General features: G+C 60.7%; 16 protein-coding genes, 2 tRNA genes and 2 rRNA genes. 14 read left to right on the top strand and 6 right to left on the bottom strand.

Going from position 1 to position 25074, the window contains the following annotated elements; all coding sequences use genetic code 11:
* Positions 1–4 precede the first annotated feature (4 nt).
* Genes NK8_RS20385 through NK8_RS20360 form a run of 6 tightly spaced genes read left to right on the top strand, consistent with a single transcriptional unit; the run spans position 5 to position 8227 of the window.
* Complete coding sequence (locus NK8_RS20385; protein WP_061178957.1) at positions 5–1132, top strand: sugar ABC transporter substrate-binding protein; 1128 nt, start codon at positions 5–7, stop codon at positions 1130–1132.
* A gap of 15 nt (positions 1133–1147) precedes the next feature.
* Positions 1148–2659 (top strand): sugar ABC transporter ATP-binding protein, encoded by a 1512-nt coding sequence (locus tag NK8_RS20380; protein WP_162068277.1) that lies wholly within the window; start codon positions 1148–1150, stop codon positions 2657–2659.
* Between the two features lie 10 nt (positions 2660–2669).
* Complete coding sequence (locus tag NK8_RS20375) at positions 2670–4769, top strand: ABC transporter permease (RefSeq protein ID WP_213229290.1); 2100 nt, start codon at positions 2670–2672, stop codon at positions 4767–4769.
* 26 nt (positions 4770–4795) lie between these two features.
* Positions 4796–5740: a 3-hydroxyacyl-CoA dehydrogenase gene (locus NK8_RS20370; RefSeq protein WP_213229288.1), complete on the top strand. Its 945-nt coding sequence runs from the start codon at positions 4796–4798 to the stop codon at positions 5738–5740.
* Between the two features lie 15 nt (positions 5741–5755).
* Entirely contained in the window at positions 5756–6658 is a 903-nt protein-coding gene (locus NK8_RS20365; protein ID WP_213229286.1) for an SMP-30/gluconolactonase/LRE family protein, read from the top strand.
* 51 nt (positions 6659–6709) lie between these two features.
* On the top strand, positions 6710–8227 hold the full coding sequence (locus tag NK8_RS20360) for a class I adenylate-forming enzyme family protein (protein WP_213229284.1): 1518 nt from the start codon (positions 6710–6712) through the stop codon (positions 8225–8227).
* Here NK8_RS20360 and NK8_RS20355 read toward each other — a convergent pair.
* The 4 genes from NK8_RS20355 to NK8_RS20340 are packed head-to-tail and all read right to left on the bottom strand — an operon-like array spanning position 8220 to position 12703.
* Positions 8220–9638: an efflux transporter outer membrane subunit gene (locus NK8_RS20355; RefSeq protein ID WP_213229282.1), complete on the bottom strand. Its 1419-nt coding sequence runs from the start codon at positions 9636–9638 to the stop codon at positions 8220–8222. The two genes, NK8_RS20360 and NK8_RS20355, sit on opposite strands and share 8 nt — an antisense overlap.
* 10 nt (positions 9639–9648) lie before the next feature.
* A complete protein-coding gene (locus NK8_RS20350) occupies positions 9649–10809 on the bottom strand; it encodes an ABC transporter permease (RefSeq protein WP_213229280.1) in 1161 nt (386 codons plus the stop codon).
* Complete coding sequence (locus NK8_RS20345) at positions 10806–11750, bottom strand: ABC transporter ATP-binding protein (RefSeq protein WP_213229278.1); 945 nt, start codon at positions 11748–11750, stop codon at positions 10806–10808. Before NK8_RS20345 ends, NK8_RS20350 begins: the two co-directional genes overlap by 4 nt.
* Positions 11747–12703 carry an HlyD family secretion protein gene (locus tag NK8_RS20340; RefSeq protein WP_213229276.1) on the bottom strand — a complete coding sequence of 319 codons (957 nt, stop codon included), beginning with the start codon at positions 12701–12703 and terminating at the stop codon, positions 11747–11749. The genes NK8_RS20345 and NK8_RS20340 overlap by 4 nt, the downstream gene beginning before the upstream one ends.
* 283 nt (positions 12704–12986) lie before the next feature.
* Between NK8_RS20340 and NK8_RS20335 the strand changes: the two genes are divergently transcribed.
* Entirely contained in the window at positions 12987–13157 is a 171-nt protein-coding gene (locus NK8_RS20335) for a hypothetical protein (protein ID WP_174258079.1), read from the top strand.
* Positions 13158–13198: 41 nt separating this feature from the next.
* On the opposite strand, the gene NK8_RS20330 is transcribed toward NK8_RS20335, so the two are convergent.
* A complete protein-coding gene (locus NK8_RS20330; protein ID WP_213229274.1) occupies positions 13199–15328 on the bottom strand; it encodes a phosphocholine-specific phospholipase C in 2130 nt (709 codons plus the stop codon).
* Between the two features lie 85 nt (positions 15329–15413).
* Between NK8_RS20330 and NK8_RS20325 the strand changes: the two genes are divergently transcribed.
* Complete coding sequence (locus NK8_RS20325; RefSeq protein WP_213229272.1) at positions 15414–15758, top strand: hypothetical protein; 345 nt, start codon at positions 15414–15416, stop codon at positions 15756–15758.
* A gap of 65 nt (positions 15759–15823) precedes the next feature.
* On the opposite strand, the gene NK8_RS20320 is transcribed toward NK8_RS20325, so the two are convergent.
* The gene (locus tag NK8_RS20320) at positions 15824–16204 is read right to left on the bottom strand and encodes a nuclear transport factor 2 family protein (protein WP_213229270.1); all 381 of its coding nucleotides are present in this window, start codon (positions 16202–16204) and stop codon (positions 15824–15826) included.
* A gap of 210 nt (positions 16205–16414) precedes the next feature.
* Between NK8_RS20320 and NK8_RS20315 the strand changes: the two genes are divergently transcribed.
* From NK8_RS20315 to NK8_RS20290, 6 genes are all read left to right on the top strand, one after another.
* Positions 16415–18838 (top strand): penicillin acylase family protein, encoded by a 2424-nt coding sequence (locus NK8_RS20315; protein WP_213229268.1) that lies wholly within the window; start codon positions 16415–16417, stop codon positions 18836–18838.
* A gap of 369 nt (positions 18839–19207) precedes the next feature.
* Positions 19208–19582: a DUF4148 domain-containing protein gene (locus NK8_RS20310; protein ID WP_213229266.1), complete on the top strand. Its 375-nt coding sequence runs from the start codon at positions 19208–19210 to the stop codon at positions 19580–19582.
* A gap of 394 nt (positions 19583–19976) precedes the next feature.
* Positions 19977–21512, top strand: a 16S ribosomal RNA gene (locus NK8_RS20305).
* 62 nt (positions 21513–21574) lie between these two features.
* Positions 21575–21651, top strand: a tRNA-Ile gene (locus tag NK8_RS20300).
* Positions 21652–21700: 49 nt separating this feature from the next.
* Positions 21701–21776: transfer RNA gene (locus NK8_RS20295), tRNA-Ala, on the top strand.
* A 346-nt stretch (positions 21777–22122) separates the two neighbouring features.
* A 23S ribosomal RNA gene (locus tag NK8_RS20290) occupies positions 22123–25009 on the top strand.
* The 16S and 23S rRNA genes sit together here with 2 tRNA genes alongside, the layout of an rRNA operon.
* The last annotated feature ends 65 nt before the right edge of the window (positions 25010–25074 follow it).

Raw genomic sequence — 25074 nt, 5'->3', positions numbered from 1 at the left:
AGACATGAAAGCATTGACGCAGTCGATTCGTCATGCGGGACGGGCCGCGCTCGGCCTCGCGTTCGCGGCGGCGCTCGCCGTGTCGGGGCAGGCGCACGCGGCCGGCAAGTACAAGATCTTCTTGTCGATGAGCTATGTCGGCAACGACTGGCAGACGGAAGCCGCGAACATGGTCAAGGCGATGGCCAACACGCCCGCCCTGAAGGACAAGGTCGACCTCGAAGTGCAGGTCGCCGGCACCGACGCGCAGAAGCAGATTCAGCAGATCAACTCGATGGTGCAGGCGGGCGCGAAGGCCATCGTCATCTATCCGATCTCGCCGACGGCGCTCAATCGCGCGATCAAGAACGCGTGCTCGAAGGGTGTCGTCGTTGCGGCGTATGACGGCGAAGTGACCGAGCCGTGCGCGCACAACGTGACGATCGACCAGCATCAGGCCGGCACCGTCACCGCCGAATGGCTCGCGAAAACCATCAACGGCAAGGGCAATGTCGTGATGATCACGGGCGTGCCGGGCACGTCCGTGGACCGCGCGCGCACCGAGGCGGCGAAGGCCGTGTTCGCGAAGTTTCCGGGCATCAAGATCGTGGCGGAAGGCACGGGCATGTGGAGCCAGGCGACCGCGAAGACCGAGCTCTCGAAGATTCTCGCTACCAACAGCTGGGACAAGATCGACGGCCTGTGGATGCAGGTGGGCTGCTTCACGGCGGCGTCGATGCAACTCGAAGCGGGCATCGCCGACGACAAGATCAAGCCGTGCGCGGGCGAATCGTCGAACGGGCATCGCGTGCAGATGCTGCCGCCGGGCGAGGTGAAGGGGCAGGGCGGGTATCGCTCGATCGGCTATCGCTCGATCTCGTACGGCGCGCCGCCCTATTCCGGCGCGATGGCGCTCAAGATGGCCGTGAAGAAACTCGACGGCGGCGACTTCCCCGCGCGCGTGACGCTCAAGCTGCCGCTCGTGCTGACCTCGGAATCGAAGCTCTGCAAGACCGGCAGCATCGACGAGCTGAAGGCGGGCTGCACCGCGTTCCCGCCGGACAAGGTGCCGCCGGGCTGGTTCGCGGACATCTACTCGGAAGATACGAAGGAAGTGGGCTTCAACGCGGCCCTGACGGGTAATCAGGACTGAGGTCGAGGCATGACGATGAACGACGCATCATTGGCGATCGATCTGTCGAAGGTGACGAAGCGCTTCGGCGCGACCGTCGCGCTCGATGGCGCGTCGTTCTCGGTGAAACGCGGCGCGGTGCATGCGCTGCTCGGCGAGAACGGCGCGGGCAAGTCCACCACGGTCAAGCTGCTATCGGGATTGATGCAGCCCGATGCGGGCAGCATCCGCGTATTGGGCCGCGACGTGACGATGAAAAGCCCGAAAGACGCACATCGCGCGGGTGTGCAGACGGCGTTTCAGGAGATGACGCTCGTGCGCGATCTCACGGTTGCGCAGAACCTGTTGATGTCGTACGAGCCGACGGGTTTTCTCGGGCGCATCAAAAAGCGCGACGCGCAGCGGCAGGCGGCGGAATGGCTCGACAGACTCGAACTGTCCGACGTGCGCCCGGGCGCATATATCCGCGATCTGTCCTTGCCGGTGCGGCAGAAGATCGAAATTGCGAAGGCGATCGTGCGCGCTCCGCAAGTGTTGCTGCTCGACGAACCGACTTCCGCGCTGTCGGGCCGCGATGTCGCGTGGCTTTCGAGGCGCATCGACGAAATGAAGGCGAGCGGCGTGACCTTCGTGTTCATCTCGCATCGCATGCAGGAAGTGCGTGAGTTCTGCGACAGCCTCACGGTGTATCGCAATGGCCGCGACGTGGGCGCGTTCGACGCCGCCGATATCTCCGACGACGAAGTGATCCGCCTCGTCATCGGCCGCTCGATGGAGGCGAAGTATCCGCCGAAAGTCGCTTCAGTGAAGCTCGACGCGACGCCCGCGATCGAGACGCGCAATGTTCGCGTCGATGGCGTCGTGACCGATTTCGATCTCGCCGTGAAGCCCGGCGAAGTGCACGGCATCGCGGCGCTGCAGGGCATGGGTCAGCGCGAGCTGTTCGAGGCCCTGTTCGGCGCGACTTATATCGACGATGGCGAGATACGTATCGATGGCAAGCCGGTCACGCTCACCTGCACAGCGGATTCGCTGAAGGCCGGCGTATCGACGAGCTTCCTGCCGGAGGACCGCAAGACCGAAGGGCTGTTCCTGCGCTTGCCCGGCGGCGAGAACGTGTCGCTGCCGGTGATCGGGCGCTATGCGCGCTTCGGCCTCATCGACCGCAAGCGGGAGCAGGCCGCGATACGCCGCTCGCTCGCGCAGATGGAAGTGAATCCGCGCGCGCTCTACAAGCCGTGCCTCTCGTTCTCGGGCGGCAATCAGCAGAAGATCGCGATGGCCAAATGGCTGCTCACGCAAAGCCGCGTGTGGCTCATGTTCGATCCGACGCGCGGCATCGACGTCGGCACCAAGCACCAGATCTTCGTGCTGATGCGCGCGTTCGCGGCGGCGGGCGGCGCCGTGCTGTTCTATTCGACCGATGTGCCCGAACTCGTCAACGTATGCGACCGCGTTTCGGTGATGTATCGCGGGCGCAATGTCGGTGAACTGAGCGGCGATGCGCTGACCGAAGAGAACGTGATGCGCAAGATGCTTTCCAGTTGAGAGGTTGCTCATGAAGATAGCTGTTGCGTCGCCCGATAGCGAGGTCGTGCGGCCGGGCGCGCGCGTGGGATTGGGCGCGCGCATCGATCATCATCGCGGGCTCATCATCGCGATCGGCGCGCTCCTCGCGATGCTCACCGGATGGGTCGCGCTGTCCGCGACGCCCGTCGGGCTCTACGACATCGGCTCGGTGATTTCGAGTGCGACGACACTCGCGCTCGCGGCGATCGGGCAGACCATCGTCGTGCTGTCGGGCGGTTTCGATCTGTCGGCGTCGGCGGTCGTGTCGCTCGCGAACGTGCTCGCGGTGCGCTTCGTGCAGGGCTCGCCCGTCGAGCAATGGGCGGGCGCCGCGCTGATTCTCGCGATCGGCGGTGGCATCGGCCTCGTGAATGGCGCGCTGATCGCATGGTTTCGCCTGCAATCGATCGTCGTCACGCTGGCGACGATGTTCATGGTGCAAGGTCTCACGCTGCTGATTCAGAACAAGCCCGGCGGCAGCGTAGGCGATCAGTTTGGCGCGCTGCTCACGGCCGATCTCATTCCCGACAAGCTGCCGATGTCGGCGGGCTTGCTGGTCCTGGCGTTGCTGATCTGGTCGTTCATCAAGCGCACGCGCTTCGGCGTGGGCTTGTATGCGCTCGGCAGCGACCCCGACGGCGCGTATGCGAACGGCATGCCGGTCACGCGCTACCGCATCGCGACTTACGCACTCGCGGGCATGTTCTACGCGGCGGCGGGCCTGTATGTATCGGCGCAGACGGGCTCGGCCGATCCGCTCGTCGGCCGCCCTTTGCTGCTGTCGATGTTCACCGCGGTCGTGCTCGGCGGCACACTGCTCGGCGGCGGGCGAGGCGGCTGCGTCGGCACCGTGTTCGCCGCGATGACGCTGATGATCACCGTGAACATCCTGCTCGTGCTGAACGTGTCGGCGTTCTTCACGACCATCGCCGAGGCCGTGATCCTGATTCTCGCGGTGCTCGGTTCGTCGATCGGCAAGCAATCGGCGGCGCACGAATGCGCGCGTCACGCGGCGCAGTGGTTCAAAGCGATGCGAACGGGAACGCGGGCGCGCGACGATCGCCATGCGCGGCGCGTCACGTTCGAAGTCGATGATTTTCGCCCGGTCGAGAACACGGAACTGAAGGGACGCGTCATCGCCGACTGGATCGAGCGCAATCGCGAATGGGTCAAGTATGTCGTGCCGGCATATCTGCTGTTCTTCGCGGTGGTGGTCATCACTGGCTTCGTGTATGGGCCGGGCGTGCTCGTCAGCGCGAATTTCTACAGCAGCCTGCTCACGTTGACCTTGTTTCTCGCGATTCTCGGTTTGGGGCAGGGCGCGGTGATTCTGACGGGTGGTCTCGATCTCTCGATGCCGTGGCTCATCACGCTATCCGGCGTCCTGTTGACCGGACTCACACACGGCGTGAACGGCGCCGCGGCGTGGGCCGTGCCGGTGGTGCTGCTCGTCGGCTTGCTGGTTGGAGTATTCAACGGCGTGGGCGTCGTGATGCTCGGCTTGCCGCCGATCGTCGTCACGCTCGCGGCGAACGGCCTGCTGCAAGGGCTGACGCTGATCTATTGCAACGGCTCGCCGCAAGGATGGTCGCCCTCGGCCATCAGCCAATTCACCAACGAACGATTCGGGCCGTTGTCGCTCGCGGCGTGGAGCGTGCCGGTGTTTCTCGTCATCGCGCTGGTGCTGTTGCATCGCACGCCGTTCGGGCGGCGCGTGTATGCGGTCGGCAATTCGCCGGTCGCGGCGAAGCTGTCGGGCGTGCGAGTCGGCACGACGCTGATCGCGGTGTATTGCCTCTCCGGTTTGTGCTCGGCGATCGTCGGCCTGCTGCTTGCCGGCTTCAGCTCGCAAGCGTTCCTCGGCATGGGCGATCCGTATCTGCTGCCGTCGATCGCGGTGGTGGTCGTCGGTGGCGCGCTGATCACCGGCGGACGCGAACACTATCTCGGCGTGTTCGGCGGCGCGTTGCTGCTCACCGCGCTGGGCACGTTGCTCGCAGGAACCACCGTGCCGCCCGCGGTGCGCGACATCATCAACGGGCTCGTCGTGCTCGCAGCGGTCATCACGTTGCGGGACAAGAAAAGCTGACCAATTCGAATGAGGACCAGACACAGATGCAGGCGAAAAACATTGCGGTGATCGGTTCGGGGCGCATCGGCCGCGCGTGGGCGATCGTCTTTGCAAGAAGCGGCTTCACGGTGAACGTGCACGACGCTTCGAAGGAGATGCTCGCGGGCGCGATTCCCGCGATCCGCGAAAGCGTGCAGGATCTCGCATCGTTCCATCTGATCGACGAACCCGTCGATACGATCGTGGCGCGCATCAGCGCGCGCGAAAGCCTCGCCGACGCAGTCGCCGATGTGGATCTCGTTCAGGAGAACATCGCGGAAGTGGTGGACGCCAAGCGCGCGTTGTTCATCGAACTGGATCGACTGACGAAGCCCGATGCGCTGCTTGCGAGTTCGACCTCGGGACTGCCCGCATCGACGTTCACCGAAGGTATCGAGGGCCGCGCGCGGTGTCTGGTCGCGCATCCGGTGAATCCGCCTTCGCTCGTGCCGCTCGTCGAGTTGTGCGGCGCGCCGTGGACGTCGCCGCAAGCGCTGAAACGCGCACGCGTCATCTACGAACAGGCAGGACAAAAGCCCGTGACCGTCAATCGCGAAATTTCGGGCTTTCTGCTCAATCGCCTGCAAGGCGCGCTGCTCGATGAAGCGTTGAGTCTCTACGAACAAGGCTATGCGAGCGCCGCCGATCTCGACACCGTGATTCGCGACGGCCTCGCGATGCGCTGGTCGTTCATGGGACCGTTCGAAACCATCGACTTGAACGCGCCCGGCGGCGTGGCCGATTATGCGGCGCGTTACAGCGGTACGTATCGCGCGATCGCGTCAGGACGCACGCCGTTCGACTGGCCCGCCGGCACGCTCGGCAAGCTCGATGCCGAACGCCGCGCCGTGCTGCCGCGCGACCGGATCGAGGAACGCAGCCGCTGGCGCGATCGCCGCCTGATGGCATTGCTCGCGCATCGCCGCGATGTCGAGGACCGCGAAGACTAACTCAAGGAGACAACGATGGCCGAAGTACGCTTGCTCGTCGATGCGAACAATCATCTCGGCGAAGGACCGTTGTGGGACGTGAAGGAGGAACGGCTGTACTGGATCGACAGCACGGCCGCCGAAATCTATAGCTGTCGCGCGGACGGCGGCGACGTGAAGCGCTATTTCGTGCCGCGTCATATCGGCTCGATGGCGTTGCGCGAGCAAGGCGGCGCGGTGGTCGCACTCGCCAACGGCCTGCATTTCTACGACTTCGACGCACAGACCGTGCAGTTCATCGCCGATCCGGAAAGCGACGATCCCGAGACACGTTTCAATGACGGCAAGGTGGATCGTCGCGGCCGTTTCATCGCGGGCACCATGTCGTACGACTTCGACCGCTACGACGCCGATCGCGGCCAGCGCTCGACGCGCAGCGGCGGTCTCTATCGGCTCGATACGAACGGCAAGGTCACGCGGCTCGACAGCGGCATCAGTTGCTCGAACGGCCCATGCTGGAGCCCCGACAACAAGACCTTTTACTTCACCGACACCTACAGCAAGGAGATGTACGCGTACGACTACGACATCGAAACGGGCGCTGCGACGAACAAGCGCCTGTTCGTATCCGCGCACGACATGGCGGGCACCTTCGATGGCGCGACCGTCGACGAGGATGGCTACGTATGGTCCGCGCTCGTGTTCGGCGGGCGCATTCTGCGCTTCGCGCCCGATGGCAAGCTCGATCGCGTCGTGCCGTTTCCGGTGCGCAATCTGACGAGCGTGATGTTCGGCGGGCCGAATCTCGACATCCTCTATGTATCGACGATGGGCCGTCCGATGTGGGGCATTCCGCAGAAGGAGCACGACAAGGGCGGCCTCTTCGCGGTGACGGGGCTCGGCGTGCGCGGCATTCCCGAGCCGCGTTTCGCGGGATGATGCGCGGGCGTTATCATTCGGGCCTCAGGGTTACGAACGGTATCGCCCGATATGGATACGAACCAGCTCATTGCGTCCTTGCCCGCGCGCATCGACGCAATCGTCTCGCGCGGCGCGAAGGCGCATCCGGATCACATCGCGTTGCATGAGGACGCGCGCACGCTGACCTATGCGCAACTCGACGATGCCATCGATGCGCTCGCCGCGCGTCTTGCGGCAGCGGGCGTGCGCGCCGGCGATCGCGTGATGCTGATCGGCGAGAACAGCGTCGCGCTCGTTGCTTCGCTGTTTGCGGCCAGCCGTCTCGATGCATGGGCGTTCGTGACGAACGCGCGTCTTTCCGCGGTCGAACTCGACGCGATCCGCGCGCATGCGAAACCGCGTCTCGCGTTCTATACCGTCGAAGCCTCCGACGATGCCGCGCATCATGCGCAACGCGATGGCGCTTCGGTCGAATCGCTCGACGCAATTTCAATAGGCGCGTTCGCACTGAGCGCCGTCGATGCGACTTCCGCGCAGGAGCCGCACGGCTTGCCATCGGACCGGCAATGCGCCGCGCTCATCTACACGACGGGCACGACCGGTGCGCCGAAGGGCGTGATGCTTTCGCATCGCAATCTGCTGTTCGTCGCGGCGGTATCGAGCACGCTGCGCCGTGTGGGTTCCCGCGATCGCGTCTATGCCGTGCTGCCGATCTCGCATGTGTTCGGCCTCGCTTCGATGTGCCTCGGTTCGCTCTACGCGGGCGCGATGCTGCGGCTCGCGGCGCGCTTCGATGCTGCGCGCGCGGGCCGCGTGCTCAGCGAAGAACGGATGACGATCTTTCAGGGCGTGCCCGCGATGCATGCGAAGCTGATCGATCACTTCACGCCGCGCGGCGGCCTGAACGCGCCGTCGCTGCGCTTCGTCTATTGCGGCGGCTCACCGCTCGACATGACGCTCAAGGCTGCCGCCGAAGCGTTCTATGGCGTGCCCTTGCACAACGGCTATGGCATGACCGAAAGCAGTCCGACCGTGTCGAACACATCGCTCGATGCGCCCGCGCGCGATTCGTCCGTCGGTCCGTTGATTCCCGGTGTCGAGGCACGCATCGTGCCGCTCGATAACGACGATACTGGCGAACTATGGGTACGTGGCCCGAACGTCATGCTCGGTTATTATCGCGATCCGGCGCAAACGGCGGCCACGGTGACGGCGGACGGATGGCTCAAGACCGGCGATCTCGCGCGCTTCGAGAACGGCAATCTGTATATCGTCGGACGCAGCAAGGAACTCATCATCCGCTCGGGTTTCAACGTCTATCCCGCCGAATTGGAACAGGCGTTCAACAGCCATCCCGCCGTGCTGCATTCCGCCGTGATCGGACGAAAGGTGGAGGGCAACGAGGAGGTGCTCGCGTTCGTCGAACTGAGGCCGGGTGTCTCGACGAACGAATGCGAACTCGCGGAGTGGGTGAGCGCGCGGCTCGCGCCATACAAACGGCCTTCGTCGATCCGCATTCTCGACGCGTTGCCCGTCTCCGCAAGCGGCAAGGTGCTCAAGCATCGGCTCGGGACGCTCGCTAGTTAGTGGCAGCCTTCATGTCTTCGCCCGCGCCGCCCAGCGATTGAAAGAGCGCGGCGGTATCGGAGAGGCGCGTTGCTTGCGCGAGCGCGTAATCGAGCTGTGTTTGTAACGCCTGGCGTTGCGTGTCGAGCAAATCGAAACGGCTTACGCCGCCAGCCGCATAGCGCGCGCCGGTCGTATCCAGATTCGCTTGTGCTTCATTTGCTGCGATTTCGCGCGCCTGCAATGCGCTCGCGTCGTTCTGAAGCGCGGTCAGGCTATCGGCGACCTGTTGCAGCGCGTCCAGCACGGTTTGTCGATAGGCCTGCATCGCCGCGTCGTAGGCCGCTTCCGACGAGCGCTTCTTCGCGCGCAGTTCGCCGCCATGAAACAGCGGCTGCGTGAGATTCAGACCGGCATTCCATACGTTCAGGCTGTTGAGCATGTCGTGGATGTTGGTGCGCTGGCTGCCCACTCCGGCCGATAGCGAGAACTTTGGATAGAGATCGGCCGTCGCCACGCCGACATTCGCGCTCGCCTGATGCAGCAAGGCCTCGGAGGCGCGGATGTCGGGACGTTCGCGCGCGAGCGTCGAAGGCAAGGTGAGCGGCACGCTGCCGGGCAGATGCAGCGAGTCGAGCGTGATCGCATCGAAATCCGCTTTGGACGGCTCGACGCCGAGCAACACCGCGAGCCGGTGATCGGCCTGATCGCGTTGCGTGATGAGCGATGGCAAACTCGCGCGCGTCTGCTCGACCAGCGTGCGCTGGCTGCGCACATCGAACGTCGCGACGCCGCCCGCGTGCAGTCGGCCTTCCATGATGCCCAGTTGCCGGCTCTGTGCATCGATGAGACGTTCGGTGAGCGTGATCTGCTGCTGCAACGAAGCGCGCCGTATCGCGGTAGCGACGACATTGCCCGCAATCGTTAGCCGCGCCGCATCGAGTTCGAACGACTGGTAATCCACTTGCGCGCGCAATGCTTCGAGCGCGCGACGCTCGCCGCCGAAGATATCGAGCGTGTACGACACGCTGACCGATGCATCGAAGAGCGTGAACGGTCCGGGGCTCGGAATGGGCACGCCGAACGCGGCAGGATCGACCTTCTGACGCGTTCCGGAGAGCGAGGCATCGACGGCGGGGAAGTACGTCGCGCCCGCTTGCGCCCGATAGTCTTCGCGCGCCTGCACGAGCTTCGCGCGCGCTTGTTCGAGCGTCGGACTGTCGTTCAGCGCGCGATCGACGAGACGGTTCAGCGGATCGGAGCCGAACTGCGTCCACCAGAGCGGCAACGCATGCTCGGCTGATGGAAAGCCTTGCGATGCCGCGGACGATTTGACGTAGGTCTGCGTATCGGGCGGCGCGGGCGCGTGAAAGTCGGGGCCCACGGTGCAACCGCACAGGACGATCGCGCAAAGGGAAAGGATCGGTTTCATCGACATCTTCCTAGTCGAGCGTGCGCCGGTAGAAGCGCAATGCAATGCACATTACGATGACGGTGAAAAGCGCCATCGGCCAGACCGAAGGCCACAGGTCCGCCCAGCTGTTGCCCTTGAGCAGAATGCCGCGAATCAGGCGATTGAAATAAGTGAGCGGCAGCAGATTGCCGATGAACTGCGCCCAGCCGGGCATGCCCGCAAACGGAAACATGAAGCCCGACAGAAGGATGTTGGGCAGGAAATAGAACATGGTCAGCTGCATGGCCTGAAGCTGGTTCTGCGCGAGCGATGACAACGTGATGCCCACCGTCAGATTCGCGGCGATGAACAGCAGCGCGGCGAGATAGATCGCGAGCGGATTGCCGACGAACGGCACATGAAACACGAAGCGCGTGGCCGCGAGAATGATCGACGCCTGAATGAGGCCGATGAACACGTACGGCACGATCTTGCCCGTCATCACTTCGACCGGGAGAACGGGCGTGGCGAGCAGGTTCTCCATCGTGCCGCGCTCGCGTTCGCGTGTCATCGCGAGGCCGGTCATCATGACGAGCGTCATCGTGAGGATCACGCCCATCAGACCGGGCACGACGTTGTATTGCGTGATGCCTTCCGGGTTGTAGAGGTTGTGGACCTGCACGTCGAAAGGGGCGGGCGTCGCGTTCAAATGCGCGAGCGGACCGGTCATGTCCTTGCTGGCGACCGACTGCACGAGTCCGGTCAGTGAATTGCTCGCCTTGCTGACCGCGTTCGGATCGGTGGCGTCCGCTTCGACGAGCAGCGCGGGCCGCTCGCCGCGCAACAGCTTGCGCGAGAAATCGGCGGGAATGTCGAGCACGAAGAGCACGCGGCCCTGCGCGAGCGCGCGGCGCCCCGCTGCATCGTCGGGCAGTGTTTCGACGATGTCGAAGTACTCGGAGTGCGTCATCGCCGCGATGAAGCTGCGCGAGAACGGACTCTGATCGCCGATGATGACAGCCGTCGGCAAATGCTTCGGGTCCGTGTTGATCGCATAGCCGAACAGCGCGAGCTGCACGATCGGCAAGCCGACGATCATGCCGAACGTGATGCGGTCGCGCCGCAATTGCAGAAACTCCTTGGTGACGATGCTCCACCAGCGCGTGAAGGAGAAGCGCGTGAAGACCGCCAGAAAGCCGCTCACGCTCATGATGTCACCTTGAAGTTATCGGTGGCGCGGCTCATCAGATAGATGAAGACATCTTCGAGCCCGGTGTCGATGCGTGCGGCGCGCGTTGCGCCGTCCCTGGTCGCATCGCGCACGGCCTGTTCGAGCGCGGCATGATCGCTGCCGCTCACGTGCAGGGCCGAGCCGAACACGACCGTCTGATCGACGCCCGGCGTCTTGCGCAAGCGCTCCGACAGCGCACTTAGATGCTCGCCCTGAATGGTCCACGTGGAGAGGTTCTGCGATGCGATCACTTCGCTCGCGGTGCCTTGTGCCAGCAGCTTGCCGTAAGCGATATACGCGAGCTTGTGACAGCGCTCGGCCTCATCCATGTAATGCGTGCTGACGAGCACGGAGATACCTTTCGCGGCGAGACGATGCAGCTCTTCCCAGAAGTCGCGGCGCGCGGTGGGATCGACGCCGGCGGTGGGTTCGTCGAGCAACAGCAGTTTCGGCTCGTGGAGCATGCAGGCGGCGAGGGCGAGGCGTTGCTTCCATCCGCCCGAGAGCGAGCCCGTCAGTTGATTCGCGCGGCTTTGCAGGCCGAGCGCTTCGAGCGCGCCATCCACGGCCTCGCGACGATTCGCCATCTGATAGATGCGCGCGACGAAATCGAGGTTCTCGCGGATCGTCAGATCTTCCCAGTACGAGAAGCGCTGCGTCATATAGCCGACGTTGCGCTTGATCTCTTCGCTCTCGCGCACGATGTCGTAACCCAGACAGGTGCCGCTGCCCGAATCCGGCGTGAGCAGTCCGCACATCAGGCGGATCGATGTTGTCTTGCCGCTGCCGTTCGGACCGAGAAAGCCGAAGATCTCGCCGCGCGCGACCTGCAAGGACACGTCGTTGACGACGTGCTTGTCGCCGAAGTGCTTGTTGAGTTTGTGCACGTCGATGACGTAGGGCGTTTCCTGTGCGCTCATTGCAACCTCACCGCGACGGGTTGGCCGGGATGAAGCTTCGCCGCGTCACTTGCCTGAGGATGGGCCTCGACCATGAACACGAGTTTCGAACGGCTTTCGTTGCTGTAGATGACCGGTGGCGTGTATTCCGCCTGATTGGACACGTAGGTGATTTTCGCGGGTACGTCTTCCGTGCAGCCGTCGCAATGAATCGATACCGCGCGGCCCGTCGCGAGGCTGCCGACCACGTTCTCAGGCACGAAGAAGCGAACCTTCACGTTCTGCGGCGGCAGCATCTGCACGACAGGATTGCCCGCCTGCACCCATTCTCCGACGCGATAGAGCGTGTCGTACACGAGTCCGTCCGCGGGCGCGGCTACGCGCTTCTGATCGACTTTCCATTGCGCCTGTGCGACGAACGCCTGCGCGGCGGCCACTTGCGCGCGCTGCGCGGCGATCTGTTGCGGCCGGCCCGGCAAGCGTGCGATGTCGACCTGCTCGGCGAGATCGCGCACTTGCGCGGCGGCGGCATCGGCGTTCGCGCGGGAGTCGTCGAGTTGCCCTTTGGCGATGCCGCCCGCGCTGAATTGCGCTTCGTCGCGGCTCAGCTGCAACGCGGCCTTGCGCGCGTTCGCGCGCGCCTGCGCGAGTTGTGCACGCACCGAAGCGACCTCTGGAGCGCGCTTCCCCGTGAGGATGTCTTCGAGCTGCGACTGGGCGGCCGTGAGCTGGCGCTGGGCTTGATCGAGCGCGGCGGTTTCATCGACGGATTCGAGCGCGAAGGTGCCCGCGCCCGCTTTAACCGTTTGCCCGCGCGCGACGGATAGCGCCGTGAGCTTGCCCGATTGCGACGAACCCAGGTAGACGAATTCGCCCTCGACATAACCCTGATAGTTATCGCGATCCTGGTGCGAGCACGCCGCGAGACTCGCGGCGAATAGCAAGCAGAAAGTTATGCCGGTGACGCGGCTCATGACGTGCTCCGAAAATAAACGTCTTGTGTTTCTTGGTTGGTGTACCAAACAATACGTGAATCGAGACGTCGATGTCAAGCGGAGCGCGCGTTTGTCGCACACGTCCTGCGTTTGAAGAGAAGCATAGGAGAGAGAACGACGGCCGCGAGGTGATCAGGGCGATAAAGACTGACGAATCACGCCGGGTAAAAATTCGGACTCGTATCGCGGTAATGGTAAAAATGACCGACTCAGAAGCGGGCATTACATCTGCTTCGCCATGACGAGATGAGGCGAATGCGATATGGACGATCTTTTGAAAATTGCGCAGGACTGCGGCTTTTCGGTGGTGCTTGAAGGCCGGATCGGAACTCAGGAATACAACAGCGTGAGCGGCCCGTTGCAGGCGCTGGAAAAATTTGCGGAAGTCATCCGCGATACGGCGTTACAAGAACAACCGCCGCACGATGAATGACGCACTCCGCCCCGGTTTGCATCGGGGCGGAGTGCGCGCTCTCAGCTGGCGGACGTGACAGGTGCGACTGCAGCCGGATCGGTGATGCTCGGCCGCCCGGTTTCGATATGACCCGCGATGCGGCGCGAGAAACTCGCGTCGTCGCGGTCACTTGCCGTCACGTCATACCAGTGATGGCTGGCCGCGAGATTCCAGGTTTCCTCGACCGTTGCGCCCGGCGGCACATTCACCTGACGCGCGTGTGCACCGTATGCGTTTTCGACCACGGATAGCCTTGCATGCGCATTGCCGTCGTTGACGAAGCGAAGCACGAGGTTGCCGTTCGCGATGTCGTAATGCGCCTTGACTTCCGCTTGCGCGTTGCGCTCGGCGTGCTTGTCCGTCGCGCGCGCGGCGCTGCCGGAAAAGTTGCGTACGAAACCATTCGGTCCGTACACCGTGAATGCATAGACGCCGTTGGTGTTGACGAGATCGAACGTTTCGCGCACGGACTTTCCTGCTTCGACGGTGTAGCGCCACGGACCATCGCTGCGATTGCCCGAATACACGTAGAAGTGCGCGCCCTGACGGCCCGTGTTCGCGAACTCGATGACAAACTGATTCTGCTTGCTCTTGGCGTGGCCGTTCACGTGCAACTCGTAAGGCAATGCGCGGGCGAAACGTGGCCCGGATTCCTGTGCGTCGATCGGCGCGGGCGTCGTGGGGACGGTCGGCGGCGGTTGCGTCGAGCATTGGTTGTCCGCGATCGTGCGGTAATTGCTCGTGTCCGGGAGCGTCGGCATGCGCGAATCGGTGGTGCGGAAATCGAATGCTGCTGTCAGGTCCCCGCACACCGAACGACGCCACGGCGTGATGTTCGGTTCCGTCACGTTGAAGCGTGCTTCGATGAAGCGGATCACCGACGTGTGATCGAAGACCTGCGAGCAAACGAAGCCGCCTTTCGTCCACGGCGACACGATCGTCATCGGCACGCGCGGCCCGAGACCATAAGGCAGATTGTCGACGGTATAGCTGCCGCCGCGCGCCGGATTCACGATGTTGTGTATTTCGCCGTCGGTCGTGACGGTCGATAGGCCTTGCGCGCGCGAGGTCGGCGGCTGCGGCGGCACGACATGATCGAAGAATCCGTCGTTCTCGTCGTACATGATGAAGAGCACGGTCTTGCTCCACACCTCGGGATTCGAAGTCAACGCGTCGAGCACTTGCGACGTGTATTCCGCGCCATAGGCCGGCGTGTATTTCGGATGCTCGGAAAACGCGGCGGGCGGGCACAGCCATGACACTTGCGGCAAGCGGTTCGCGAGCACGTCGGCCTTCAGATCGTCGATCGTGCGCACGGTCTGCGCGCGCTCATGGAGCGGCGTGCCGGGCTTCGCATTGATGAAGTTCGTGAAGTTCTGCAGGATGTTGGTGCCGTAGTTGCCATTGAGCGGATCGTCGCCCGTCAGCCCTTGCTGATAGATCTGCCACGAAACGCCGGCTTCCTGGAGCCGTTCCGGATACGTGGTCCACGACAGCAATTGATAATTCGGCGGGCCGTCGCCATCCACGAAATCGTTGTTGTCGAGAAGCGGGCCGCCCTTCGTGCCCGTCGGGTCGACCATGCCCGTCATGAGATAGGCGCGGTTGGGGTGTGTCGGTCCGGGCAGCGAGCAGAAGTAGGCATCGCAGACGGTGAATGCATCGGCGAGCGCGTAGTGAAACGGAATATCGCTGCGCAGATGGTAGCCCATCGTCATGTCGGTCTTGTTCGCGCACCACTGATCGTAACGGCCCGCATCGATTGCAGCGTGCGTCTTGTACCAGGAGTGGTCCAGATCGCCGACACATTGCGCGCTCGTCGTCGAGGTGTCGAGATGAAACGGCAAAACGGGCTTCGTCGGGTCCGCTTTCGACGGCTGGAACCATACGGGCTTGCCGTTCGGAAGCGGGATCGGAAAGCGATCGTTATAGCCGCGCACGCCGCGCAAGTGGCCGAAGTAGTGATCGAAGGAGCGGTTCTCCTGCATGAACACGACGATATGTTCGACATCCTGAATGCTTCCGTTGCGTGAGGCGGCCGGAACCGCCAGTGCGCGACGGATCGAATCGGGAAAGGCGGTGAGCGCTGCGGCGGCGCCCGCCGATTGGGCGACGGTTTGCAGGAAACGGCGACGGCTAGGCGATGTCATCGGTTATTTTCCTTCTGCTTGGGGGAAAAGCGGTAGTCAGCGATGCGTGCTGTCATCGGAGTCCGGCGCATAACTCAGGACGGGCATGACCTGGCGGCTGTCGGCGTCCAGGCTCGCCTGTGCGCTTGCAACCGGGTCGCTGGCGAATACGGGCAATGCCGCGTCCGTAGCGGCGCTATCGGACGCGGCATTCGCATTCGGCGATGGGATGGGCGTTGCGTTGTCGCCGGGACCACAGGCAGAGAGCGACAGCAACAACGCGGAGATCAGGACTGAACGACACAGCATGAGCGGGTTCCTCTGGCGTACGCATGCGATGATGAATGCGGACGCCAGTGTGCTGATGCTGCGCGAAAGTTTTGTGAAACGTTTGCGTGAGATGCGGGTAACGGGTGCTTTCTTTTGCCTTTTATCGACGGGTTTTAGTTAGATAGATGAAAGAAAGTTATCTGATTGAGAAGAAGTGCGCCAGATAGTTCGGATCGCGAATTAAAGTCAAAGATAGCCTCCCTCCGGCGCTTCGTGAGGAAGCATCCATCCAAAGAAGACCTGCGCATCGGTGAGCTTGCTGTTCTGAATGGTGAGAATCTCGGTGTTGCGAAATGCGCTGCCATCCTTCATGCGCAAATCATAGGTCACGAACACATGTTCTCCATCACGCACGAGATGAACGAATCTGAAGTCGTCCGTCACCTGCGAATTCGGCCAGCATCGGGAGAAGTAGGTCGCGCGGTCGAGCCGGTTGTCGCGCGGACTCGTGAAGTGAAAATCCTCGGCGATGAGGGTTTCGATCGTGTCGCGATCCTTCGCGACATACGCCTCGTAGACGAGCCTCGCGATCTCGATCGGATCGACATGCTGAACAGGGGTGGTCATCAGGTATCTCCTTTGCTAGGGGTGCGCGCCTTCGTGCGCTGCAACTGTTCCGACGAGCGAGCACTCGCAGGATCGACGCCACATGAGCCATTCAATGTATCCAGATGTAACGTGAAAGCGCGATCGGGCTTTGCGCGCCCTTGGCATTCCAATTACATTGCGATATCCGCGTGACTCGAATTCACATCGATAAGAAAAGGAGACGCTCTGATGAAGGTAACGAAGAGACAACGCTTGCTCGCGCTCATGTTCGGCGCGTCGATAGCCGGGACGCTGTCAGCGCAAGTCGCGCGGGCGGAAGCACCGGTCGTTGAAACGATCGCCGTGGCGGGACTTGCGCAGCCATCGGATATTCTGATCGATCGCTGGGGCGTGCCGCATATCTTCGCGGCGAATGACAGCGATGCCTTCTTCGTGCAGGGCTTCAATGCGGCGCGTGATCGTCTGTTCCAGATCGATCTCTGGCGCAGGCGCGGACTCGGCGAACTCTCGGAAGTCTTCGGTCCCGCATACATCGAACAGGACAAGGCGACGCGGCTCTTTCTGTATCGCGGCGACATGGCGACCGAATGGCATCGCTACGGTCCCGATGCGAAGCCCGCGGCGACGCGTTTTGCTGAAGGCGTGAACGCGTATATCGGCTGGCTTGCGGCACATCCGGACCGCATGCCCTATGAATTCCGCAAGATCGGCTATTGGCCGGCGAAATGGAATGCGGATGACATCGTACGCATCCGCAGCCACGGTCTCACCAGAAACCTGACGAGCGAAGTGGCGCGGGCACGCGTGGCGTGCCGGAGTTCGCTCGATGCGGATTCGGTGCGTTTCGGCCTGCAGCCGCAGTGGAAGGCGCAGATGCCCGCTGGCCTCGATCCCTGTCTTCCGGACGACGTCCTCAAGGTCTTCACGCTCGCGACGCAAGGCGTCCGTGTGACAAGGGAGTCGATGAAGAGCGCCGATGCATCCACGACGATGATCGCCGCCGCGGAGAATCCCGAGGAAGTCACCGAAGGCAGTAACAATTGGGTGATCGCGCCATCGAAGTCGACGACGGGACGCGCGATCATGGCGAACGATCCGCATCGCGCGTATGCGGCGCCAAGCCTGCGCTACATCCAGCAGATCAGCACGCCGACGCTGAACATCATCGGCGCGGGTGAACCTTCCGCGCCGGGCATTTCGATCGGGCACAACGGCTCGATCGCTTATGGCCTCACGATCTTCAACATCGATCAGGAAGATCTCTATGTGTACGAGTTGAATCCGGCGAATCCTCGGCAGTATCGCTATAAGGGTAAGTGGGAGCCGATGCGTGTCGTGCGCGAGCAGATCGCCGTGCGCAATGGATCGCCCGTCACCGCCGATCTGCTTTTCACGCGTCATGGTCCGGTGATCTATACGGAAGAGGGCAAGCATCGCGCATTCGCCGTGCGAACGGCGTGGCTGTCGCCCGGCATGTCGCCTTATTTCGATTCGATGCGCTACATGCGCGCGAAGAACTACGCGCAATTCAAGGCTTCGCTTGCGACATGGGGCGCGCCCACCGTCAATCAGGTGTACGCGGACACGGAAGGCAATATCGGTTGGGTGCCGAGCGGACTCGCGCCGATTCGCCCGAACTGGGATGGCCTCATGCCCGTGCCCGGCGATGGCCGCTATGAATGGGCGGGCTTCTGGCCGCGCGATGCGATGCCCTCGGTCTATAACCCGGCGCAGGGTTACTTCACCACGTCGAATGAAATGAATCTGCCGGCGGGTTATCCGTACGCGCAACGCAAGCTCGGTTTCGAATGGACCAACGGGTCGCGCCATCAGCGTATCGATGAGGTTTTGAAGTCGCTTCCTAAAGTCTCGATCGAAGACTCGGAGCGTTTGCAAAACGATATCGTGTCGATTCCCGCGCGCAGGCTCGTTGCATTGCTCGCGCCGCTTTCCAGCGATGACGAAGACACGCGCGCCGCACTCGCGATGCTGAACGGATGGGATGCACACATGGGCGCGGATTCGCCGCAAGCGGCGCTCGAAGAAGTGTGGCTCTCGCGGCATCTCGGCCGCGCGTTCAAGGATGCGGTGCTGCCGAAGGACGCGGCGGCGTCGTTCGGCGCGCCCGACACGGCCGTGATGCTCGATACGCTGGAACATCCGGACACGCGCTTCGGTGATGACGCGCAAGCCAGACGCGACGCCGTGCTGCTTTCGAGCCTGCACGATGCCTATGAAGAGATGCGGCATCTGCAAGGCGCGGACGCAAGCAAGTGGCAATGGGGCAAGCTGCAGACGAACCTGAACGCGCATCCGCTCGCGGATGCCGTCGATGCCGACATGCGCGCGAAACTCAATGTCGGACCGATAGGAAAGGGAGGCAGCGCCTATACGCCGAATCAGTCGACGTACCGTGCGAGCGATTTCCGCGAGACCAATGGGCCGTCGTTTCGCGTGGTCGTGGATGTCGGCAACTGGGACGATTCGCGCGCGGTGAATCTTCCCGGCGAGTCCGGCGACCCGGATAGCCCGCATTATCGCGATCTCGCGCAGATGTGGCTCGATGGGCAGTACTTCCCGCTGCTCTATTCGCGCTCGGCTGTCGAGGCGGCGACGGAAAAGCGCGTGCATCTCGTGCCGGACTCACATTGAGCGCGCGTTTCCCAGGCGACATTGTTGCGAGATAGGCAAGGCATCTTCAACGCAAGCGGCGATGATCTTCGCGCCGCCTTGCGTCACAATCCCAATGCGGTGGACGGGCGCTGGCTGGCGCCTCGCCGGACTCCTCATCCGGTTCGTCCTCCGCGCTTTTCTCGTCTGTCCCCCTCCTGATGTTCTTTCGACGGCCTTCGTGCTTTGTCGTGGGAATAGATTGGCCCATGTATGGGTTAACCAATCGAAGCCTCTACGCTTGAAACCTAGGTCGAGTGAGTCGAAGCCGCGCAAGGGCCCTGTGCGTTCGATGAGGTTCGTGGATCGCGTGCGATCCGGTCAACCTATATCTGTCGGAGTGTGAACATCATGAACGCCATTGCCAAAATCGTCGTGTCTCTCGCCGTGGTCGCGGCCCCCACGCTTGTTTTCGCGCAGGATCAGAATGGTCCGCTGACTCGTGCGCAGGTGAAGGCCGAGCTCGTGCAGTTGGAGCAAGCCGGATATTCGCCTGCCATGGGTGAGCAAGCCAACTATCCCGCGGACATCCAGGCGGCGGAAGCGAAGGTCGCTGCGCAACAGAACGCGAATGAAGCGAACGAGGCTTACGGGGGCACGCACGCGGGCGGGGCGGCATCGGGTTCCGGCCCGATGCATACGCCGATGTCGATGAAGCATGGTTCGATGTCGGATTCGGATTGCGTCGGCCCCGCGGGATTCTGCAAGCCGTTTTTCGGAAGCTGACTTGTCGCCGGCTTTTATCGGACGCGAGGAGATTGGTCAAGGCTTCTCGCGTTCGCAGGCCTTGTGCGAGTCCAGAAAAATATTTTGCGCAGGGGGCTTGCGATGACATCATCGGCCCGTCATAATCTCGTTCTCTGCTGCTGATGCAGCGACGCAAGACGGAAGTTGATGTGATTCTTGCGATGTGCTCTTTAAAAACTAACAGCCGATAAGTGTGGGCGCTTGATAGCGAGTGCGGTTTCAGTCTTTCGGGGCTGAAGCAATAGCAAAAGTAATCAAGAGTCTCACACGAAGTATCAGAGGAAGGTTTATCTGTCGAGAGATGGATTAATCATCGTCAGTACGTTGAGTGAGCGACCGGTTCTTAACGGAACCGAAAAACAGTAACAGGTTTGAACTGAAGAGTTTGATCCTGGCTCAGATTGAACGCTGGCGGCATGCCTTACACATGCAAGTCGAACGGCAGCACGGGGGCAACCCTGGTGGCGAGTGGCGAACGGGTGAGTAATACATCGGAACGTGTCCTGTAGTGGGGGATAGCCCGGCGAAAGCCGGATTAATACCGCATACGATCTACGGAAGAAAGCGGGGGATCCTTCGGGACCTCGCGCTATAGGGGCGGCCGATGGCAGATTAGCTAGTTGGTGGGGTAAAGGCCTACCAAGGCGACGATCTGTAGCTGGTCTGAGAGGACGACCAGCCACACTGGGACTGAGACACGGCCCAGACTCCTACGGGAGGCAGCAGTGGGGAATTTTGGACAATGGGGGCAACCCTGATCCAGCAATGCCGCGTGTGTGAAGAAGGCCTTCGGGTTGTAAAGCACTTTTGTCCGGAAAGAAAACCATCGCCCTAATATGGTGGTGGGATGACGGTACCGGAAGAATAAGCACCGGCTAACTACGTGCCAGCAGCCGCGGTAATACGTAGGGTGCGAGCGTTAATCGGAATTACTGGGCGTAAAGCGTGCGCAGGCGGTCTGTTAAGACCGATGTGAAATCCCCGGGCTTAACCTGGGAACTGCATTGGTGACTGGCAGGCTTTGAGTGTGGCAGAGGGGGGTAGAATTCCACGTGTAGCAGTGAAATGCGTAGAGATGTGGAGGAATACCGATGGCGAAGGCAGCCCCCTGGGCCAACACTGACGCTCATGCACGAAAGCGTGGGGAGCAAACAGGATTAGATACCCTGGTAGTCCACGCCCTAAACGATGTCAACTAGTTGTTGGGGATTCATTTCCTTAGTAACGTAGCTAACGCGTGAAGTTGACCGCCTGGGGAGTACGGTCGCAAGATTAAAACTCAAAGGAATTGACGGGGACCCGCACAAGCGGTGGATGATGTGGATTAATTCGATGCAACGCGAAAAACCTTACCTACCCTTGACATGGTCGGAATCCCGCTGAGAGGTGGGAGTGCTCGAAAGAGAACCGGCGCACAGGTGCTGCATGGCTGTCGTCAGCTCGTGTCGTGAGATGTTGGGTTAAGTCCCGCAACGAGCGCAACCCTTGTCCTTAGTTGCTACGCAAGAGCACTCTAAGGAGACTGCCGGTGACAAACCGGAGGAAGGTGGGGATGACGTCAAGTCCTCATGGCCCTTATGGGTAGGGCTTCACACGTCATACAATGGTCGGAACAGAGGGTTGCCAAGCCGCGAGGTGGAGCCAATCCCAGAAAACCGATCGTAGTCCGGATCGCAGTCTGCAACTCGACTGCGTGAAGCTGGAATCGCTAGTAATCGCGGATCAGCATGCCGCGGTGAATACGTTCCCGGGTCTTGTACACACCGCCCGTCACACCATGGGAGTGGGTTTCACCAGAAGTAGGTAGCCTAACCTGCGAAGGAGGGCGCTTACCACGGTGGGATTCATGACTGGGGTGAAGTCGTAACAAGGTAGCCGTATCGGAAGGTGCGGCTGGATCACCTCCTTTCTCGAGCTTCGCACTTCAAAGTTGAGCGCTCACGCTTATCGGCTGTAAGAAAGACAGGCTAAGGGTCTGTAGCTCAGTCGGTTAGAGCACCGTCTTGATAAGGCGGGGGTCGTTGGTTCGAATCCAACCAGACCCACCACCCGAGAGAGGCGTGCTGATGAGAGGCAACTTGTAGTCAGGCCACGGAAGGGGGATTAGCTCAGCTGGGAGAGCACCTGCTTTGCAAGCAGGGGGTCGTCGGTTCGATCCCGTCATCCTCCACCAAGTCTTCAATGCTTAGGGTTCTGCTAAAAACGGCAGCGAACCTTAAGCATTGGCGACTATAGCCAGTTGATGCTGTTGGGTAGTGAAGTGACCCGATCGGCTAAACGTTCTTTAACAATCTGGAAGAAGTAGTAAAGAGAATCGCGAAAGCACTTAGAGATGGGTGTGAGTAGAGATTTAAGGGTAGTGATTGTATCAAGTATGAAAAGGTGATCGAGAGATCGCTTTGGAATACGGCACAACGCGAATACTCAGCCTGTAACGAAATGAGTCGTCCCCTTGCTGGGATGAGATCAAAGTAAGCGCTAAAGCGCTAACTCTGATCGCTCAGACACACTCGTTATAGGGTCAAGCGAACAAGTGCATGTGGTGGATGCCTTGGCGATCACAGGCGATGAAGGACGCGGTAGCCTGCGAAAAGCTACGGGGAGCTGGCAAACGAGCTTTGATCCGTAGATGTCCGAATGGGGAAACCCGGCCCGTATGGGTCATCCTGGACTGAATACATAGGTCCAGTGAAGCGAACGCGGTGAACTGAAACATCTAAGTAACCGCAGGAAAAGAAATCAACCGAGATTCCCAGAGTAGTGGCGAGCGAAATGGGATCAGCCTGTACTCTTTATTTGACTTATTAGCCGAACGCTCTGGAAAGTGCGGCCCTAGCAGGTGATAGCCCTGTAGGCGAAAATAGGTTGAAAGAACTAGGTGTACGACAAGTAGGGCGGGACACGTGAAATCCTGTCTGAAGATGGGGGGACCATCCTCCAAGGCTAAATACTCGTGATCGACCGATAGTGAACCAGTACCGTGAGGGAAAGGCGAAAAGAACCCCGGGAGGGGAGTGAAATAGATCCTGAAACCGCATGCATACAAACAGTCGGAGCCTGGAAACGGGTGACGGCGTACCTTTTGTATAATGGGTCAGCGACTTACGTTCAGTAGCGAGCTTAACTGATTAAGGCAGGCGTAGCGAAAGCGAGTCCGAATAGGGCGATCAGTTGCTGGGCGTAGACCCGAAACCAAGTGATCTATCCATGGCCAGGTTGAAGGTGCGGTAACACGTACTGGAGGACCGAACCCACTAACGTTGAAAAGTTAGGGGATGAGCTGTGGATAGGGGTGAAAGGCTAAACAAACTTGGAAATAGCTGGTTCTCTCCGAAAACTATTTAGGTAGTGCCTCGTGTATCACCTTCGGGGGTAGAGCACTGTCATGGTTGTGGGGTCCATTGCGGATTACTACGCCATAGCAAACTCCGAATACCGAAGAGTGCAATCACGGGAGACAGACATCGGGTGCTAACGTCCGGTGTCAAGAGGGAAACAACCCAGACCGCCAGCTAAGGTCCCAAAGATTGGCTAAGTGGGAAACGAAGTGGGAAGGCTAAAACAGTCAGGAGGTTGGCTTAGAAGCAGCCACCCTTTAAAGAAAGCGTAATAGCTCACTGATCGAGTCGTCCTGCGCGGAAGATGTAACGGGGCTCAAGCCAGTCACCGAAGCTGCGGATACACGTTGAAAGATACGTGTGTGGTAGGAGAGCGTTCCGTAAGCCTGCGAAGGTGCGTTGAAAAGCGTGCTGGAGGTATCGGAAGTGCGAATGCTGACATGAGTAGCGATAAAGGGGGTGAAAAGCCCCCTCGCCGTAAGCCCAAGGTTTCCTACGCAACGTTCATCGGCGTAGGGTGAGTCGGCCCCTAAGGCGAGGCAGAAATGCGTAGCTGATGGGAAGCAGGTCAATATTCCTGCACCATTGTTAGATGCGATGGGGGGACGGATCGCGGAAGGTTGTCCGGGTGTTGGACGTCCCGGTCGCTGCATTGGAGAAGGTGCTTAGGCAAATCCGGGCACGTAATTCAAGGGTGTGGCGCGAGCTTCTTCGGAAGCGAAGCAATTGGAAGTGGTTCCAAGAAAAGCCTCTAAGCTTCAGTCTAATAGTGACCGTACCGCAAACCGACACAGGTGGGCGAGATGAGTATTCTAAGGCGCTTGAGAGAACTCGGGAGAAGGAACTCGGCAAATTGGTACCGTAACTTCGGGATAAGGTACGCCCTTGTAGCTTGACTGGCCTGCGCCAGGAGGGTGAAAGGGTTGCAATAAACTGGTGGCTGCGACTGTTTAATAAAAACACAGCACTCTGCAAACACGAAAGTGGACGTATAGGGTGTGACGCCTGCCCGGTGCCGGAAGATTAAATGATGGGGTGCAAGCTCTTGATTGAAGTCCCGGTAAACGGCGGCCGTAACTATAACGGTCCTAAGGTAGCGAAATTCCTTGTCGGGTAAGTTCCGACCTGCACGAATGGCGTAACGATGGCCACACTGTCTCCTCCCGAGACTCAGCGAAGTTGAAGTGTTTGTGATGATGCAATCTCCCCGCGGCTAGACGGAAAGACCCCATGAACCTTTACTGTAGCTTTGCATTGGACTTTGAACCGATCTGTGTAGGATAGGTGGGAGGCTATGAAGCGTGAACGCTAGTTTGCGTGGAGCCGTCCTTGAAATACCACCCTGGTTTGTTTGAGGTTCTAACCTTGGCCCGTGATCCGGGTCGGGGACAGTGCATGGTAGGCAGTTTGACTGGGGCGGTCTCCTCCCAAAGTGTAACGGAGGAGTACGAAGGTACGCTAGGTACGGTCGGAAATCGTGCTGATAGTGCAATGGCATAAGCGTGCTTAACTGCGAGACCGACAAGTCGAGCAGGTGCGAAAGCAGGTCATAGTGATCCGGTGGTTCTGTATGGAAGGGCCATCGCTCAACGGATAAAAGGTACTCTGGGGATAACAGGCTGATACCGCCCAAGAGTTCATATCGACGGCGGTGTTTGGCACCTCGATGTCGGCTCATCTCATCCTGGGGCTGTAGCCGGTCCCAAGGGTATGGCTGTTCGCCATTTAAAGAGGTACGTGAGCTGGGTTTAAAACGTCGTGAGACAGTTTGGTCCCTATCTGCCGTGGGCGTTGGATATTTGAAGGGGGCTGCTCCTAGTACGAGAGGACCGGAGTGGACGAACCTCTGGTGTACCGGTTGTCACGCCAGTGGCATCGCCGGGTAGCTATGTTCGGAAGAGATAACCGCTGAAAGCATCTAAGCGGGAAACTCGCCTTAAGATGAGATATCCCCGGGGCTTCGAGCCCCTTGAAGGGTCGTTCCAGACCAGGACGTTGATAGGTCAGGTGTGTAAGTGCAGTAATGCATTGAGCTAACTGATACTAATTGCCCGTAAGGCTTGATCCTATAACCAGTGTGTTTGTGCCTCCTCAGGAGCCCGCACTGGCGAGTCACAGCGTGTGCGACAATCG

Origin of the sequence: Caballeronia sp. NK8 (assembly GCF_018408855.1) — a bacterium.
GTDB lineage: Bacteria > Pseudomonadota > Gammaproteobacteria > Burkholderiales > Burkholderiaceae > Caballeronia.
Note: the sequence above shows the minus strand (reverse complement) of the source record. Positions and strands in the feature narration are given on the sequence as shown.

Coding starts and splice junctions, on each gene's coding strand:
- NK8_RS20370 (WP_213229288.1), top strand. CDS start 4,796: ATGCAGGCGAAAAACATTGCGGTGATCGGTTCGGGGCGCATCGGCCGC.
- NK8_RS20360 (WP_213229284.1), top strand. CDS start 6,710: ATGGATACGAACCAGCTCATTGCGTCCTTGCCCGCGCGCATCGACGCA.
- NK8_RS20340 (WP_213229276.1), bottom strand. CDS start 12,703: ATGAGCCGCGTCACCGGCATAACTTTCTGCTTGCTATTCGCCGCGAGT.
- NK8_RS20365 (WP_213229286.1), top strand. CDS start 5,756: ATGGCCGAAGTACGCTTGCTCGTCGATGCGAACAATCATCTCGGCGAA.
- NK8_RS20350 (WP_213229280.1), bottom strand. CDS start 10,809: ATGAGCGTGAGCGGCTTTCTGGCGGTCTTCACGCGCTTCTCCTTCACG.
- NK8_RS20385 (WP_061178957.1), top strand. CDS start 5: ATGAAAGCATTGACGCAGTCGATTCGTCATGCGGGACGGGCCGCGCTC.
- NK8_RS20335 (WP_174258079.1), top strand. CDS start 12,987: ATGGACGATCTTTTGAAAATTGCGCAGGACTGCGGCTTTTCGGTGGTG.
- NK8_RS20320 (WP_213229270.1), bottom strand. CDS start 16,204: ATGACCACCCCTGTTCAGCATGTCGATCCGATCGAGATCGCGAGGCTC.
- NK8_RS20345 (WP_213229278.1), bottom strand. CDS start 11,750: ATGAGCGCACAGGAAACGCCCTACGTCATCGACGTGCACAAACTCAAC.
- NK8_RS20355 (WP_213229282.1), bottom strand. CDS start 9,638: ATGAAACCGATCCTTTCCCTTTGCGCGATCGTCCTGTGCGGTTGCACC.
- NK8_RS20330 (WP_213229274.1), bottom strand. CDS start 15,328: ATGACATCGCCTAGCCGTCGCCGTTTCCTGCAAACCGTCGCCCAATCG.
- NK8_RS20310 (WP_213229266.1), top strand. CDS start 19,208: ATGAACGCCATTGCCAAAATCGTCGTGTCTCTCGCCGTGGTCGCGGCC.
- NK8_RS20375 (WP_213229290.1), top strand. CDS start 2,670: ATGAAGATAGCTGTTGCGTCGCCCGATAGCGAGGTCGTGCGGCCGGGC.
- NK8_RS20325 (WP_213229272.1), top strand. CDS start 15,414: ATGACCTGGCGGCTGTCGGCGTCCAGGCTCGCCTGTGCGCTTGCAACC.
- NK8_RS20380 (WP_162068277.1), top strand. CDS start 1,148: ATGAACGACGCATCATTGGCGATCGATCTGTCGAAGGTGACGAAGCGC.
- NK8_RS20315 (WP_213229268.1), top strand. CDS start 16,415: ATGAAGGTAACGAAGAGACAACGCTTGCTCGCGCTCATGTTCGGCGCG.